Origin of the sequence: uncultured Tenacibaculum sp., assembly GCF_947498805.1 — a bacterium.
Taxonomy (GTDB): Bacteria; Bacteroidota; Bacteroidia; order Flavobacteriales; family Flavobacteriaceae; genus Polaribacter.
Genome location: NZ_CANMLT010000030.1, coordinates 1 through 317, shown reverse-complemented (window position 1 = coordinate 317; position 317 = coordinate 1). Strand labels below are relative to the sequence as shown.

Genomic DNA, 317 nt, shown 5'->3' with positions numbered 1-317 from the left:
TACTTGGTATTCGATGAAATGTTATGAATATTGATATAGGTTTTCGGCTTATTTGAATACTCAACAAAATAATCTTTATTCTTCTCTAAAGCCTCTGCTCTACTATCCTTACCCAAATCCTTTAACTTAAGTAACCATTTATCGGAGTCCGCTACTTTCCCATTGGTTTTCAAAACTTGGGCATATCGAAAAATATGTTTCGGGGAAGCTACGGAGCTATAAGAATTCATAAGCTCTTTATAATACTTCTCTGCCAAGTCAAACTCAAAATTATAGTAATGGGAATCGCCGAGTCTGCTCAATACCAAATAGGAATT

At 34.7% G+C, this 317-nt stretch carries 1 pseudogene; it reads right to left on the bottom strand.

The window, feature by feature from the left end:
- A pseudogene (locus Q0873_RS18205) lies at positions 1-317 on the bottom strand (hypothetical protein); the annotation flags it as partial.